Source organism: Pseudoduganella sp. GCM10020061, assembly GCF_042683405.1.
In the GTDB taxonomy this organism is placed as follows: domain Bacteria; phylum Pseudomonadota; class Gammaproteobacteria; order Burkholderiales; family Burkholderiaceae_D; genus Telluria.
In genome coordinates this window covers 1-14,345 of the sequence record NZ_JBHUJS010000007.1, presented here as the reverse complement: position 1 = coordinate 14,345, position 14,345 = coordinate 1, and the positions used below count along the sequence as shown (strand labels likewise).

Genomic DNA, 14,345 nt, shown 5'->3' with positions numbered 1-14,345 from the left:
CCCGCCGCCCCGGCACCAAACCGGCACTCGGCTGGACAAAGGCGTCGGCCTTGGCATGGTTCCCGCCGAGGAAATGACCAGGCCTGCTTAGCCGTAAGTATTGCCATTGTCGTATAATCGCGGCACTTAACGATACCGCAGGTCCCGCCTTGTCCGCCGCCAACACCACCGCCCAGAACAACATTGCCCACGCGATCGCCGCCGACATGGAGGCCGTCAACGCGGTGATCCGCCAGCGGCTGCATTCCGAGGTCAGCCTTGTCAACCAGATCGCTGAATATATCATCAGCGCGGGCGGCAAGCGCATCCGGCCGGTGCTGGTGCTGCTGGTAGCGAACGCCTACGGCTACCGCGGCACCGCCCACCACGAGCTGGCGGCAGTGGTCGAATTCATCCACACCGCCACCCTGCTGCACGACGACGTGGTGGACGAATCCTCGATGCGCCGCGGCCGCCAGACCGCCAACGCCCTGTTCGGCAACGCCGCCTCGGTGCTGGTGGGCGACTTCCTGTACTCGCGCTCGTTCCAGATGATGGTCTCGCTGGACAATATGCGCGTCATGCGCATCCTGTCGGACGCCACCAACGTCATCGCGGAAGGCGAAGTGCTGCAGCTGCTGAACATGCACGACCCGGACGTGACCCAGGAAAGCTACCTCAAGGTCATCCGTTCCAAGACCGCCAAGCTGTTCGAAGCGGCCGCCCAGCTGGGCGCGCTGATTTCCGGCGCCACCGACGCGCAGATCGAAGCGGCCGGCGAGTTCGGGCGATCGCTCGGCACCGCGTTCCAGCTGATCGACGACGTGCTCGACTATGCGGGCGATGCGTCCGAAATCGGCAAGAACGTCGGCGACGACCTGCGCGAAGGCAAACCTACCCTGCCCCTGATCTACCTGATGGAGCACGGCACCACCGCCCAGCGCGAGCTGGTGCGCAGCTGCATCGAAAACGGCGACGAAGCCCAGTTCGACGCGGTGCTGACCGCCATCACGCAAAGCGGCGCGCTCGACTACACCCGCCGAGAGGCGGAAGTGGCCGCCCAGCGTGCCGCGGACGCTATCGCCGACCTTCCGGAAAGCGTCTATAAGCAATCCATGTTAAGACTCTGCACGTTCGCAGTTGACAGGAACCACTGAGAAATTGCAGAATTAGAATTATTGATTCGTAAGCACACCGTCGGGGTGTAGCTTAGCCCGGTAGAGCGCTACGTTCGGGACGTAGAGGCCGGAGGTTCGAATCCTCTCACCCCGACCAGGATGTTCTCACAGCAAAGCCCCTCATCGCAGGGGCTTTTTGCTTTGGCGACCCGGAACCGGCGCGGACCGAGTTGCTGGACTGCCAACGCTGCCGGAGATTTTGTTCGCTCCGGCAACCTCCATGGCCACCGCAGGGACTAGAATCTCAGGTTTGCCGTAATTCCCTGTAGAAATCTTGAGCCCTTCTGAATGAGCAAGACCAAACCATCGCCGGTGCGGCGCGGACGAGGCACCGCGCAGCCCGCACGTCACGCCAACACGGCATCCCTCCTGATTGCGATCCTGTCCATGCTGGTTACGATGGCCCTGGTCGCAGCCGGCTCCATCGATCTGTCGCCTTACCTGGGGGAACCTGCGGCCACTGTGCGAGACATCGCGATGTGGCGCTCCGGCGAATATCTCTTCTTCATCGGAACGACTTACCTGTCGCTCCTGCTGCTGCGCCAGAACAGGTGGTTGCTGGCGCCCCTGGTGTTCGGCGCCGGCGTGGCGTGGGCCAGCTACCATGGTTCGATCATGGACTTCGTCGGCAACCTGGGCGGCGACTCGCTGTCGGAAGCGCAGCACTTCGACCTGGCAGAAGCCCGCTTCTGGCTCGAGACGCTGGGCGCGACGATCACCTCCGGCTTCGACTGGGAAGTCATGGGGTATTACATGGCCGCCGGCGTGGCCAGCTACCTGGCGCTGCGCTACCTGTTGCGTCAGCTGCCGATCACGGCGCGCTTATACTCCCACCTCAAACTTGCGCTGGCCGTGGTATTGATCGGGACGGCGCTCTATCAGTCCCTCAGCAATGCCGTGAAACTCTTCATGGAGAACACCCAGGCGTATTCGGGAACGATGAAGAACTTCCAGCACGCGGCGCCGGTCCTGGTCCCGGGCGACAAAGGCGTGGACCTGCTGGTGTACGTTGGCGAGTCGACCGCCGCCATGAACATGGGCATCTACGGATACCCGCGCGACACCACGCCAAAGCTGCAGAAGCTGCGCGACACCGACAGCAACCTGCTGGTCTTCCACAACGTGTTCTCGACGCACAGCCACACCAGCCCATCGCTGCTGGAAGCGCTGTCGTTCGGCATCGACCGCAACGAGTACTACCTGCCCATCGAAAAGCGCAAACGGCTTTCCATCGTCGACCTGCTGGTGAAAAACCGCATCGCTACCACGCTCACCAGCAGCCAGGGGCAGACCGGCACATGGAACATGGCGTCGTCGATCATCTTCCAGCGTGCCCGCTCGACCTACAGCAGCAATACCCGCGCGATCGGCAACAACGACTGGAAGCTGACCAAGCCCTGGGACCACGAATTCTTCCAGCAGAAGATGGACACGGTGTTCGCCGGGCCGGACTCGCGCACGCAGGTGGCGTTCCTGCATTCGTACGCCGGCCACGGCGGCTATTTCGAGAACATCCCGCCGGCATTCCACAAGTACCTGGACGATGGTTTCGGCGCCGGCCCCGTCAAGGACGCGCCGGGCTCAGTGCATGACGGCGTGGAGAAGTATGATGCGGCCATCCGCTACATCGACCACTCCGTCTCGCAGTCGATCGAGTATGTGCGCAAGCAGTCCAGGCCGATCGTGTTCGTTTATTTCGCGGACCACGGCGAGTCCGCGTACACGGGCCGCGCGCACGATTCGTCGCAGTTCATCCACGAGATGGCGCGCATTCCGTTCATGGTCTACTTCAACGATGCCGCGCGTGCGCGCATGCCCGCTGCATACCGCAAGTACCGCGCGCTTGCGGCAGCGGGCCGCGACGCCACCCTCGAGCAGCTGCCCTCCACCCTGCTGGATCTCGCCGATATCCGGATCCGCCCCGACCAGCGCGGCAAGCTCATTGAAATGCCGGTGATCGGCGAACATGTCCGGCATCCACCGATCGTGGTGCGCGAAACCGCCACCGGCGTGACCTATGTGAACATCAACCCGGCCGGCGCCGCCGCACCGGCCGCCGCACATGCAGTCGATCACAGCGACGATGCGACGCGCCTGTACACCGCGTCAAAGAACAAAGCCAATGGCGCGAGCCGCGTGTGCGTTCCCGGCGTCGACACCATCGACAAGCTGGTGAGGAGCCGGATGGTGGCAAGCTGCATCGAGATCACCGTGGCAGCGAACGGCGACGGCAAGCTGACGATCACCAGCGCGGACGGCAAGGACACTGGCGTGCGCCTCAAGGACGTGCTGAAGGTGATCGGCATGAACCGCATGGGCTTGTGGATCCGCGCGCCGGAGCTGCGCAGCGGCGCCTCGTGCGACACGCTGGCCACCCAGCTGGAGCAGGAAGGAAAACCGGGCAAGTCGATCCTCGTCGATTTCCCGGCCGGCTCGCATGCGAATGCGCCTGAACTCAAGGCCTGCTCGGCCAGGCTCGTGGGGATGGGCGTAGCGACCCTGTACCGCGTGGACGACACGGACGCCTTGCCTTGTGCGCGCGCCGTCGCGGCGGACCGCAAGTCTGCCGACGCCCCGGTCTGCGCCGGCCTGCGCGAGGATCTCGAAGCGGCCAGCCGCAGCAAGCTGTTCACCGACATCGGTTTCGATCACGAGGCAGCGCCAGCGATCGGCGCCCTCACGGCCGCGAGGTCGTTCCGGTGGAATACCTGGAACGTAGCGCCGGCCGGCTACTCGGCCGCCATGTCGGAACGCTACGCGATGACGATCCTGGGCGTAGTCGAGCGCCCCGCCCAGACTGCCGTCGGCGCCTCTGAATAAATGGGGACAGACCCCATTTCCAAAATGGGGACAGACCCCATTTTGTTATCGTCGGATGCCGCGGAAAATGGGGTCTGTCCCCATTTTGGTGGTGGAAATGGGGTCTGTCCCCATTTTGGTGCTAGCGGATGGTGAGGCGGGCCTTCATCGTGGGATGCAGGGTGCAGATGTAGTCGACGTCGCCCTTCCCCCGCACGACCATCGACCACGATTTGCCGCTGCGGATCTCGGGTGAACTGAACGCCGGCTTGACCGAGGCTGCCGTGTGCGGGAACGGATCCTTGTTGGTGAACGTCACGGTGTCGCCCGCCCGCACGGACAACGTGCGGGGCTTGAACTCCATCGCGTCGATGACGATCATGTGCCGCTCGCCGGCGGCGACCGGCGCGCACACATGCATCAGCGCCAGCAGGAGCAGGGAGTGCGCGCGCATGACCGCCCTTACTTCATGGACGACTGCATGTGCTTCGCATGCTGCAGGTGGGCGTCGATGGCAGGACGCACCTTCACGATCAGCGCCTTGAGCTCCGCGTTCTTCGCGTTCGGGATCAGCGTCTTGTCGATCGTGTCCAGCACCGCCTGGTGGTAGGTGACCTCGTTATCAACATAGGCCTTGTCGAAGTGCGCGCCGCTTAGCTTGTTCAGCTTGTCCATGGTGGCGCGGCCGCCGTCTGTCAGCGAGTTGCTGGTGGCATTGTCCTGCGGCGTGACGCCGAGCTTCTTCACCAGTGCGGCCGCCTGTTCGTTGACGCCGGTATGGTCGGTGACCATGCGCTGGCCGAAGTCGCGCACCGCCTTGGTCGAGCCCTTCTTCCTGGCGAGCTGGCCCGCGTTGATATCGACGGTGTTCGCCGCGACGACGATCGCCGCGATCTCGGCGTCGTTCGGGGCCTGTGCATGGGCGGTTCCGCCGAGGGCGAGTGCCAGCGCTGCAATGAGGATTGCCGGTTTCATTATCAAAGTCTCCTTCTCCATGTTGAAAGGCGCACGGGCGACATGCCCTTACGCGTCACCTTGCCCGTCGCGCGCCAGCGCAGCCAGCGTGCCGGCCACGATACGGTCGCAGCGGGCGCCATCGAAGCCGAATGCGTCTTCGACGGCAAAATCGAACTCGCGCTGGAGCGCCTCGCGCAGCATGCTGCGGGCGCGGAAGAAGCGCGTGCGCACGGTCGCCTCCGGAATGTCGAGGATGGCCGCGACTTCCTGCGCGCCCAGCTCTTCGACGGCGCGCAGCATGAACACCGTGCGGAACGATTCCGGCAGCCGGTCGATCTGGCGCTCCAGCAGGAGGCGGAACTGGGCGCGCTGCGCCTGCTGTTCCGGTCCGTCGTGCGATGGCTGGTCCTGCATGCTGGCTCCCTGGTCCTGTTCGTCGCCGCTGGCGTGAAGGTCGATCACTTCCGCCCTGCGCGCCAGCTTGCGCGAGCGCGCGATCGCCTCGTTCACCACGATGCGGGTCAGCCAGGTGCGCAGGGTGGCATCGCCGCGGAACGCGTGCAGATGGCGGTAGGCCTGCAGGTAGGTCTCCTGCAGCACGTCCTGGGCCTCGGTGTCGTCGCGCAGGATGCTGCGCGCGGCGCGGAACAGCACGCGGTTGTAGCGGCGCATCAGCATCTCGAATGCGCCGGGCATGCGCGCACAGACGGCGGCGGCGAGGTCCTGGTCCGAGAGGGGCTGGGCGGGTGTGGCGGAGGCTGGAAGCATGGCTTGTCCTTGTGTCATCGAACCATTGGATGAACGGAATGATGCGCGCGTTCCCAAAAAAGCGAAAAAACTTTGAGCGCGTGCGAAGAAGGGGCGGTCCCCGGCTTGTCAGCCGGATTTGGCGGAATCGCCACATTTATGGCGGATTCCGCCAAAAGACGCGTGAACGATGCCCTGGTCGACCATGGGCGGGAGGGATGCGGACTAAAGGATCAGGGGACGGTACTACCCGCTCAGCGGCCTGCAGGGGACAGTCCCCGGCGCTACTGGCCGTTGGCAGCCTTGAGCAGGCAGGTGGACAGGCGGTCGAAGTGCGACAGCGCGGCAGGCGTCAGCTCGACCTGCTTGCGGCGCGCATCGTCGGTATCGGTCAGCGTGACCCAGCCCTTCTCGCGCATCGACTTCAGGCGCGAATGGACGGTGGCAGGCGCACCGAATTCGCTCACCGCCATCAGGTCGCGCACCGACAGGCGCGTCTGCTCCTGGCCGGCCCGGGCGACCAGCGCGAGGATGCGCTCTTCGAGCGGATCGAGCGCGGGCAATGCGGGCAGGCCGCGCAGCGCTTCGGTCAACTGGAGGAAGCGCACGTAGATATCGGCAGGACGGGAACGGCGTGTCATGGGCAGCTTTATACCATTATTTTTTTAATCCGGAAGCTTTTCGGCTATGCTGTGCGTGCCCAAAATTAGAGGAAGTATTCATGTCCCAGCCAGCGCCTGAGCACCAGACCCGCTTTGAAGTGGCGATGGTGCTGTTTACGGTCGTGATCTTCATCGGCACGCTGGCATTGAATGAACTGCTGTTCGCGACCCTCGAGTTCGGCCCCGGCATCAACTGGATCTACCTGCCCGCGGGCGTACGCCTGCTCGCCCTCCTGCTGTTCGCGGAAGCAGGGGCCGTCGGCATCCTGCTCGCATCCTGGATCGTCTGCTTCTTCTGGCTGTTCCCCGACGATTACCTGCGCTCGTTCGTGGGCGGCATCGTCGCCGCGGCCGCGCCCTACCTGTGCTACCGCGGCGCCCAGGCCTGGTTCGGCATCAAGCCGTCGCTGGCGAACCTGACCCCGCGCCGGCTGCTGTTGTGCGCGATCGCGTACTCGCTGGCCAGCCCCCTGCTGCACCACCTCTGGTTTGCCATGCACGGCGACGACGTCGACCTGCTGCAGGGCCTGGGCGCGATGTTCGCCGGCGACCTGGCCGGCACGCTGATCGTCCTGTACGCCGCGAAGGCGCTGCTGACGCTGGGAAGGCGCAAGCGCTGACGCGCGATTACGGTGTCGGGAAAACGCCGACGCAGCACATTTTCCATGGTGTATTGCTGCCAAGAACTCGGCTAGAATGCTTCGTCTCCACCCAGCCATATCACTCTCGGATATATGTACAAGATCTCAATCGCACTGCTCGCCGCAGCGCTGGCCCTGCCTGCTGCCGCTTCCACGCCGATCACGCTGGACCAGGCCATGGCCGACCCGGACTGGATCGGCGCGCCTGTCGAAAACGCATGGTGGGGGCTGGACAGCCGCGCCATCTATTACAAGCAGAAGCGCGCCGGTTCGCCGCTGCGCGACACCTGGGTGGTCAGCAACGGCAAGCCGCGCCTGGTCTCGGACAGCGAACTGGCCGACATGGACAGCAACCTGGTCATCTTCAACCGCGAGCGCACGCGCGCCGCGATGGTGCGCAACGGCGACCTGTTCGAGCGCGACCTGAAGACCGGCCGCCTGGTGCAGCTGACCCGCGGCGCTTCCGTGCGCGCGCTGCCCCAATACTCCGCCGACGGCAAGGCGATCCAGTTCCGCCTGGGCCACGACTGGTACAGCTGGGACCGCGCCGAGCGCATCACCGCGCCGCTGGCGATGCCGCGCGCGACCAAGGACCCGGCCGCAGCGCCGGATGACGACGCGCTGCGCGCCATGCAGCTGCGCCTGATCCAGACCCTCCAGCGCCAGAAGGACGAGCGCGACGCCCTGCGCGCGCGCAGCGAGCAGGAGCGCCAGGCCGACCCGACGCGCGCGCCGGCCCCGATCTACCTCGGCGACAAGGTCGTGATCCAGGCCAGCTCCCTGTCCCCGAACGGCAAATGGCTGCTGCTGGTGACCGCGCCGAAGTCCGGCGACATGGGCCGCGTCGGCAAAATGCCGCGCTACGTGACCGAATCGGGCTACGAGGAATTCGACGACCAGCGCACCCGCGTCGGCCGCAACATGCCTGCGCCGCACACCATCAAGCTGGTGGAACTGGCAACCGGCAAAGTGCGCGACCTGTCGTACGACGTCCTGCCGGGCATCGGCGAAGACCCGCTGGCGCAACTGCGCAAGGCACAGAAGATGGATCCGCTCAAGGGCAACCGCGCGGTGCGCATCGAAGACAACGGCGACGCCATCACCTGGGCTGCCAACGGCGAGAACGTCGCCGTCATGGTGCGCTCGGTGGACAACAAGGACCGCTGGATCGCGACCGTCGACACTGCAGCCGGCGCGCTGAAGCCGGTACACCGCCTCACCGACAACGCGTGGGTCAACTGGAGCGGCGAGTCCGACTTCGGCTGGATGCCCGACAACCAGACCCTGTGGTACCTGTCGGAGGAAAGCGGCTACTCCCACCTCTACACCCACAACAGCGGCCGCGCGCGCGCCCTCACCTCCGGCAAGTGGGAAGCGACCGGCGTGCGCTGGGCCGCCGACGGCTCGTCCGCCTGGTTCGTCTGCAACCGCAAGGACCCGGCCACCTACGAGGTGTGCGAAGTCACCGCCCGGGATGCCAACGTACGGGAAGTGACCGCGATGAATGGCGGCGTCGAGCGCTTCGCCCTGTCGCCGGACGAGCGCAAGCTGCTGGTCGCCTTCTCCTCGTCGTACATGCCGGTGCAGATCGCCACGCAGCCTAGCCACGGCGGCAAGGCGACCCAGCTGACCGACACCCGCACCGCCGAGTACAAGGCGCGCGAATGGGTGCAGCCGCAGTACGTCCAGGTGCCGTCGTCGGCCGGCGGCGACCCCGTGTGGGGCAAGCTGTACAAGCCAGCCAATATGGAAGCGGGCAAGACCTACCCGATCGTCCTGTTCGTGCACGGCGCCGGCTACCTGCAGAACGTGAGCAAGCGCTACCCGAACTACTTCCGCGAGCAGATGTTCCACAACCTGCTGGTGCAGAAGGGTTACATCGTCCTCGACCTGGACTACCGCGCCTCGAAAGGCTACGGCAGCAAGTGGCGTACCGCCATCTACCGCCAGATGGGCCATCCTGAGCTGGAAGATTACGTCGATGGCACCAAGTGGCTGGTCGCCAACCACCAGGGCGACCCGAAGAACGTCGGCATGTACGGCGGCAGCTACGGCGGCTTCCTGACCTTTATGGCGCTGATGCGCGAACCGGAGATGTTCAAGGCCGGCGCTGCGCTGCGTCCCGTCACCGACTGGACCACCTACAACCACGGCTACACCGCCAACATCCTCAACACCCCGGACATCGATCCGGAGGCGTACAAGAAGTCTTCGCCGATCGAGTATGCGCAGAACCTCAAGGGCCACCTGCTGATCTCGCACGGCATGGTGGACGACAACGTGTTCTACCAGGACTCGGTGCGCATCGCGCAGCGCCTAATCGAGCTGAAGAAGGACAACTGGGAAATGGCAAGCTACCCGCTGGAGCGCCACGCGTTCACGCAGCCGGAGAGCTGGTATGACCAGTACCGCCGCATCTACCAGCTGTTCGAGCGCACGCTCAAGCAGTAATCAGCGACAGCGAAACCGCCCCCTGACCGGGGCGGTTTTTTTATGAGGACAGTGTTTTCAGGAGGGTTCGCAATGGTGCAGGTAAGAGCGTCGCATGCTGGCGATGTGGCAGCGCTGGTGGACATCTGGCGACGGTCGGTGCTGGCCACGCATGACTTCCTCTCGCCGGAGCATTTCAGGGAGATCGAACGGATCGTGGCCGAGGCGTACATCCCGCAGGCGCCGCTGTGGGTGGCGTGCGATGACGCGGCCGTACCTGTCGGCTTCATGGGCCTGACCGGCAGCCATGTGGACGCGCTGTTCGTCGATCCGGATGTGCGCGGCAAAGGCATCGGCAAGACACTGCTGGCGCATGCGCGCGCAAGGTGCGGTCCGCTGACGGTGGACGTCAACGAGCAGAACGCCCAGGCTGTGGGCTTCTACCGCAAGATGGGATTCCATGACACGGGCCGCTCCGCGCTCGACGGGGACGGCAGGCCGTATCCGCTGCTGCACATGGCGATGGGCGCCGGCTGACTGTCATCCTTCGCGTGCGCGGAGAGCGGCGCGGCTAGTCGCCAGCGGGTTCGAGCCTGAACAGCTCTTCGACGCGGGTGCCGAGCACCTGCGCCAGTTTCAGCGCCAGTACCGTGGACGGCACCATGCGCCCGGCTTCGATCGCATTGATGGACTTGCGCGTCACGCCCACCATATCGGCCAGGTCGGCCTGGGTCAGGTCGCGCATCGCACGCTGGACCTTCAGCGTGGTGGACAGGCGCTCTTCCATCACCGGTCGTAGGCCAGCAGGCTGGCAAGCACCACGGCCGCGCCGGTCGTCACGCTCACCGCGGCCATCACCACCAACGGATAGGACGCAGGGAAGGACGCCAGCGCGAACGCCAGCACGGGCTGCACCACGAGCACCGCCAGCAGCCCGTTGCGGTACGAGAGGCTGAGGCTGTGCTGGCGCAGCTCGTCGTCGCGGATCGCCTTCATCGCGGCGGGGTGCTGCGCCGCCAGCTTGCCGCCGCGCGAGCGCAATCCCACTGCAGCGAACACGATGGCGAGCGGCAGCAGCGCCGCCACGTTCCCGGTGATCTTCGATCCAGGGTGGATGGCCAGCGCCACCGCCGTCACGCCGAGCACCAGGATGAAGGTGAGCGCGATCCACAGGCTGCGATGCGAATAGCTGACGAGGGCTTCGGATACGTTGGCTTTACTGGACTGCATGGCACACCCCTGAGTGGTTTGAATGAGCACCCAGTGTAACACATGCAACCCATAATGCAACCCATCGGTTACATTAAGAAGCCCGTCCCTTCCCGGCTAAGCGGTGAGGAAATCGTAGAGCGTCAGCGCGACCACCTTGGTCGCCTTGCGCAAGTCTTCCAGCGCCAGCTTCTCGTCGGCCTTCTTCGCGTTCGACTCCGGCACCGTGCGCGGACCGGCGCCATACAGCACCGCAGGGATGCCGGCCTCTCCGTACAGGCGCGCGTCCGCATACAGCGGTGTGCCTTGCGCCGTGATCTCCTCGCCAATCACATCGCGCCCGTTCTGCTGCAGGCGCGCGACCAGCTGCTCCTGTCCCGGCAAGGGCCGCAGCGCATGCGACAGCAGCAGCCGCCGGATCTCGACCGAAATACCGGGCAGGCCCTGGACCGCGTTCTCGATCAGCGCGCGCACGTGCGCCTCCACCTGCACCGGATCCTCTTCCGGGATCATGCGGCGGTCCATCTTCATGACCACTTTGCCCGGGACCACATTGGTGTTGGTGCCGCCGTCGATGCGCCCCACCAGCATGGTCGGCGAATCGATGCCGGGTACGCCGGACTTGATCTTCTTCAGCCTGGGCAGCTCGTCGTAGATCGCGTTGAGGATCCTGGTGGCCGCCTGCAGCGCGTCGTGGCCCGTCTCCGGCATCGCACCGTGGCCGGACTTGCCGTTCACCATGATCTCCAGTTGCAGGCATGCGTTGTGCGCGGTGACGATGTTGTAGCTGAAGCCGGCGGCGATGACGAAATCGGGCCGCGTCAGCTTGTGCGACAGCAGCCAACCGGGGCCCAGCAGGCCGCCGAATTCCTCATCGTAGGTGAAGTGCAGTTCCACGCCGCCGCGCAGCGGCACGCCGAGCGCCTCCAGCGCGCGCACCGCAAAGATATAGGTCGCGAAATCGCACTTGGATACCGCTGCGGCGCGGCCGTAGATGTAGCCGTCTTCCACCACGCCCCCGTATGGCGGCCTGGTCCAGCCTTCGCCAGGCGGCACCACATCGCCGTGAGCGTTGAGGGCGATGGTCGGGCCGCCGGCATCATAGGGCCGGCGGATGATCAGGTTCGTGATGCTCTCCATGCCGTAGTCGCGCACCTCCTGCTGCGGCACCGCGTGCCGCTCCGCGCTCCAGCCGAAGGCCTCGACCATCCCGGCGACCGCCTCCGCGTGCGGCGCGTTGTTCCCCGGCGGCGTATCGGTCGGGATGCGGATCACGTCCTGGAGGAACGCGACCTCCTCATCGAAATGCGCGTCGATCCACTGCGCCAGCTGTTCCTTGTTCGTCATTCCTGCTTCGCTCCTGCTTCGTACCACGCGGCGACTTGTGCGCGCTCGGCATCGGTCATGTTGGTGAGGTTCGCCAGCGGCATCGCCTTGAGCTGCACCGTCTGCTGGTAAATGCGCTGCGCGTTCTGCGCGATCTGATCGGGCGTATGCAGCATCACACCGGATGGCGCGGCTGCAAAACCTGGCTGCGTGGGCTGGTCCGCGTGGCACGACACACAGCGCTGCGTGATGATCTGGCGGACCTGTGCGAACTGCGCGCGGCTGTCGTTCGCAGCCTGTGCTGCCTGCGGCCTGGCCGGCGCCAGCACCACGGCCAGCGCAAGCAGCAGCGCCACGCCGGCCGCCGGGTACTTCCACTCCACGCGGCCCTTGTGGCGCAGGTTGAAGAAGTGGCGGATCAGCACACCGGCCAGCATGATCGTTCCCAGGATCGCCCACGCATGCGGATGGCGGTAGGTCATCGCAAAGTGATTGCTGATCATGATGAACAGGACCGGCAGCGTGAAGTAGTTGTTATGCACGCTGCGCTGCTTGGCCTTGATGCCGTGTACCGGATCCGGCTGCGCACCGGCCATCATCGCATTGACCATCTTGCGCTGGCCCGGAATGATCAGCATCAGCACGTTCCCGACCATCATGGTGCCGATCATCGCGCCCACGTGGATGAAGGCCGCGCGGCCGCTGAGGTAATGCGTGAGCACGTAGGCGCTCGCGAGCAGGAAGCCGAAGATCACGGCGCCGAACGCCACGTCGTGCTTGCCGAGCGGGGAGCGGCACAGCAGGTCGTACACCGTCCAGCCGACCAGCAGGCTGCCGAGGCCAATCGCGTTGGCCTGCAGGCTCGTGAGATCGGCGACCGAGCGGTCCACCATCATCGCCTGCGCATTGAAGTAATAGACGATGAACAGCAGCGCAAAGCCGGACAGCCAGGTCGAATAGGCCTCCCACTTGAACCAGTGGAGCTCCTTGGGCAGGCGGCTCGGCGCCACCAGGTACTTCTGCGGATTATAGAAACCGCCGCCGTGCACTGCCCACAGCTCGCCGGAGACGCCCTTCTGCTCCAGGTCCGAGCCGGGCGCCGGCGGGCGGATCGAATTATCGAGCCACACGAAATAGAACGACGCGCCGATCCAGGCGATGCCCGTGATGATGTGGAGCCAGCGGAAAAGGAGGTTCAGCCACTCCAGGGCGTAGGGGATCAGGTATTCCATCGGGGTGGGCAGAGTTAGCGAATTCTCCGACGATAGCGCGATTGGCAGACGCACAACATGAAAAATCGCGTATATTCGACATACCGCATTTCATATATCTTTCGAATGGCCAGCCTGCCCCAGCACCTCGACCTGCACCTGATCCGCATCCTGTACCTGCTGCTGGTGGAGAAGAACGTCTCGCGGGTCGCGCTCAAGCTGAACCAGCCACAGCCCTCCATCTCCGCCTCGCTGCGCAAGCTGCGCGAACTGACGGGCGACCCGTTGCTCGTGCGCGGCGCGCGCGGCATGGTGCCGACGCAGCACGGCGAGAGCCTGCTCAAGCCGGCCAAGCGCATCCTCGACGAGACCGAAGCGCTGTTCGTCAAAAAGACGCCATTTGTGCCGGAAGAAGAAGAGCGCAGCTTCCACATCGCCGCGCCGGACTACCTGGACAGCCAATTCCTGCCCAACGTGGTTGCCGCGTTACGGCGCGGATCGCCGCGCAGCCGCATCGTCATCCACTCGCTGGGACCGGGCGTCGACTACAACCGCATGCTCTCGGACGGCGAACTCGATCTCGTCATCGCCAACTGGGACGAGCCGCCGGCGCACCTGCACATCTCCAAGCTGTTCGAAGACCCGATCGTCTGCACCATGCGCGCCGACTGCCCGTACGCGCGGCGCACCAAAGCCGACGCCATGACGCTGTCCGACTACCTGTCGCTGCCGCACGTCGCCCCGTCGCAGATTTTGCCGGGCTACCATGGCGTCATCGACACCTTCCTCGAGCGCCAGGGGCTGCGCCGCAACGTCGCCGTCGAATCGGCCTACTTCGGCCTGATCCCGCACATGCTGACCCAGACCAACCTCGTGCTGACGACCGGCCGCCAGTTCATCCGCTCCTACGAAAAAACGCTGCCGCTCAAGACCTTCGCCGTGCCGGTCAAATTCCCGCCGATGCGCTTCTACCAGCTGTGGCACGAGCGCGTGCATTCCGCGCCCGAGCACAAATGGCTGCGCGACCAGGTCAGCGCAACCGCCGCCGCCCTTACCCAGCCGTAACACCACCCTCGGGGTCAGGCACGGCTTCCCCCTGGTGCCTCGTATATTGATACCGCCTGCAATTCGGCAGATACTTCTGCTGTTTTTCCGGTCGGGCAGAGTCACACCGATGGTGCTTAAGGCTGCGAGCCTGTGGGTCAG

General features: G+C 65.0%; 14 protein-coding genes and 1 tRNA gene. 7 read left to right on the top strand and 8 right to left on the bottom strand.

Features of this window, described 5'->3' with window-relative positions; genetic code table 11:
* Positions 1–149: 149 nt before the first annotated feature.
* From ispB to ACFSQR_RS12880, 3 genes are all read left to right on the top strand, one after another.
* Positions 150–1,136, top strand: coding sequence for an octaprenyl diphosphate synthase (ispB, locus tag ACFSQR_RS12890; RefSeq protein WP_377730252.1), 987 nt, complete (start codon positions 150–152; stop codon positions 1,134–1,136).
* A gap of 41 nt (positions 1,137–1,177) precedes the next feature.
* Positions 1,178–1,254: transfer RNA gene (locus ACFSQR_RS12885), tRNA-Pro, on the top strand.
* A 191-nt stretch (positions 1,255–1,445) separates the two neighbouring features.
* Positions 1,446–3,977: a sulfatase-like hydrolase/transferase gene (locus ACFSQR_RS12880; protein ID WP_377730250.1), complete on the top strand. Its 2,532-nt coding sequence runs from the start codon at positions 1,446–1,448 to the stop codon at positions 3,975–3,977.
* Between the two features lie 121 nt (positions 3,978–4,098).
* Here ACFSQR_RS12880 and ACFSQR_RS12875 read toward each other — a convergent pair whose 3' ends face one another.
* From ACFSQR_RS12875 to ACFSQR_RS12860, 4 genes are all read right to left on the bottom strand, one after another.
* Positions 4,099–4,410, bottom strand: coding sequence for a cupredoxin family copper-binding protein (locus ACFSQR_RS12875; protein ID WP_377730249.1), 312 nt, complete (start codon positions 4,408–4,410; stop codon positions 4,099–4,101).
* A gap of 8 nt (positions 4,411–4,418) precedes the next feature.
* On the bottom strand, positions 4,419–4,931 hold the full coding sequence (locus ACFSQR_RS12870; RefSeq protein WP_377730248.1) for a DUF4142 domain-containing protein: 513 nt from the start codon (positions 4,929–4,931) through the stop codon (positions 4,419–4,421).
* 48 nt (positions 4,932–4,979) lie between these two features.
* Positions 4,980–5,681 carry an RNA polymerase sigma factor gene (locus ACFSQR_RS12865; protein WP_377730246.1) on the bottom strand — a complete coding sequence of 234 codons (702 nt, stop codon included), beginning with the start codon at positions 5,679–5,681 and terminating at the stop codon, positions 4,980–4,982.
* Positions 5,682–5,944: 263 nt separating this feature from the next.
* Complete coding sequence (locus tag ACFSQR_RS12860; protein ID WP_377730244.1) at positions 5,945–6,301, bottom strand: winged helix-turn-helix domain-containing protein; 357 nt, start codon at positions 6,299–6,301, stop codon at positions 5,945–5,947.
* Positions 6,302–6,381: 80 nt separating this feature from the next.
* Here ACFSQR_RS12860 and ACFSQR_RS12855 point away from each other — a divergent pair, with 80 nt between their 5' ends.
* The 3 genes from ACFSQR_RS12855 (at position 6,382) to ACFSQR_RS12845 (ending at position 9,930) form a co-directional block, all read left to right on the top strand.
* Positions 6,382–6,942: a hypothetical protein gene (locus ACFSQR_RS12855; RefSeq protein WP_377730242.1), complete on the top strand. Its 561-nt coding sequence runs from the start codon at positions 6,382–6,384 to the stop codon at positions 6,940–6,942.
* Between the two features lie 114 nt (positions 6,943–7,056).
* The gene (locus ACFSQR_RS12850; protein WP_377730240.1) at positions 7,057–9,414 is read left to right on the top strand and encodes a prolyl oligopeptidase family serine peptidase; all 2,358 of its coding nucleotides are present in this window, start codon (positions 7,057–7,059) and stop codon (positions 9,412–9,414) included.
* A gap of 72 nt (positions 9,415–9,486) precedes the next feature.
* Positions 9,487–9,930, top strand: a complete 444-nt coding sequence (locus ACFSQR_RS12845) for an acetyltransferase (RefSeq protein ID WP_377730238.1) — start codon at positions 9,487–9,489, stop codon at positions 9,928–9,930.
* Positions 9,931–9,964: 34 nt separating this feature from the next.
* Here the strand turns inward: ACFSQR_RS12845 and ACFSQR_RS12840 are convergent, their stop codons facing one another.
* From ACFSQR_RS12840 to ACFSQR_RS12825, 4 genes are all read right to left on the bottom strand, one after another.
* Complete coding sequence (locus ACFSQR_RS12840; protein ID WP_377730236.1) at positions 9,965–10,180, bottom strand: helix-turn-helix transcriptional regulator; 216 nt, start codon at positions 10,178–10,180, stop codon at positions 9,965–9,967.
* Positions 10,180–10,623 carry a hypothetical protein gene (locus tag ACFSQR_RS12835; protein ID WP_377730235.1) on the bottom strand — a complete coding sequence of 148 codons (444 nt, stop codon included), beginning with the start codon at positions 10,621–10,623 and terminating at the stop codon, positions 10,180–10,182. Before ACFSQR_RS12835 ends, ACFSQR_RS12840 begins: the two co-directional genes overlap by 1 nt.
* A gap of 96 nt (positions 10,624–10,719) precedes the next feature.
* Positions 10,720–11,949, bottom strand: coding sequence for an ArgE/DapE family deacylase (locus ACFSQR_RS12830; protein WP_377730233.1), 1,230 nt, complete (start codon positions 11,947–11,949; stop codon positions 10,720–10,722).
* A complete protein-coding gene (locus ACFSQR_RS12825; protein WP_377730230.1) occupies positions 11,946–13,160 on the bottom strand; it encodes a urate hydroxylase PuuD in 1,215 nt (404 codons plus the stop codon). The genes ACFSQR_RS12830 and ACFSQR_RS12825 overlap by 4 nt, the downstream gene beginning before the upstream one ends.
* Before the next feature lie 105 nt (positions 13,161–13,265).
* Between ACFSQR_RS12825 and ACFSQR_RS12820 the strand changes: the two genes are divergently transcribed.
* A complete protein-coding gene (locus ACFSQR_RS12820) occupies positions 13,266–14,204 on the top strand; it encodes a LysR substrate-binding domain-containing protein (RefSeq protein WP_377730229.1) in 939 nt (312 codons plus the stop codon).
* Positions 14,205–14,345 lie beyond the last annotated feature (141 nt).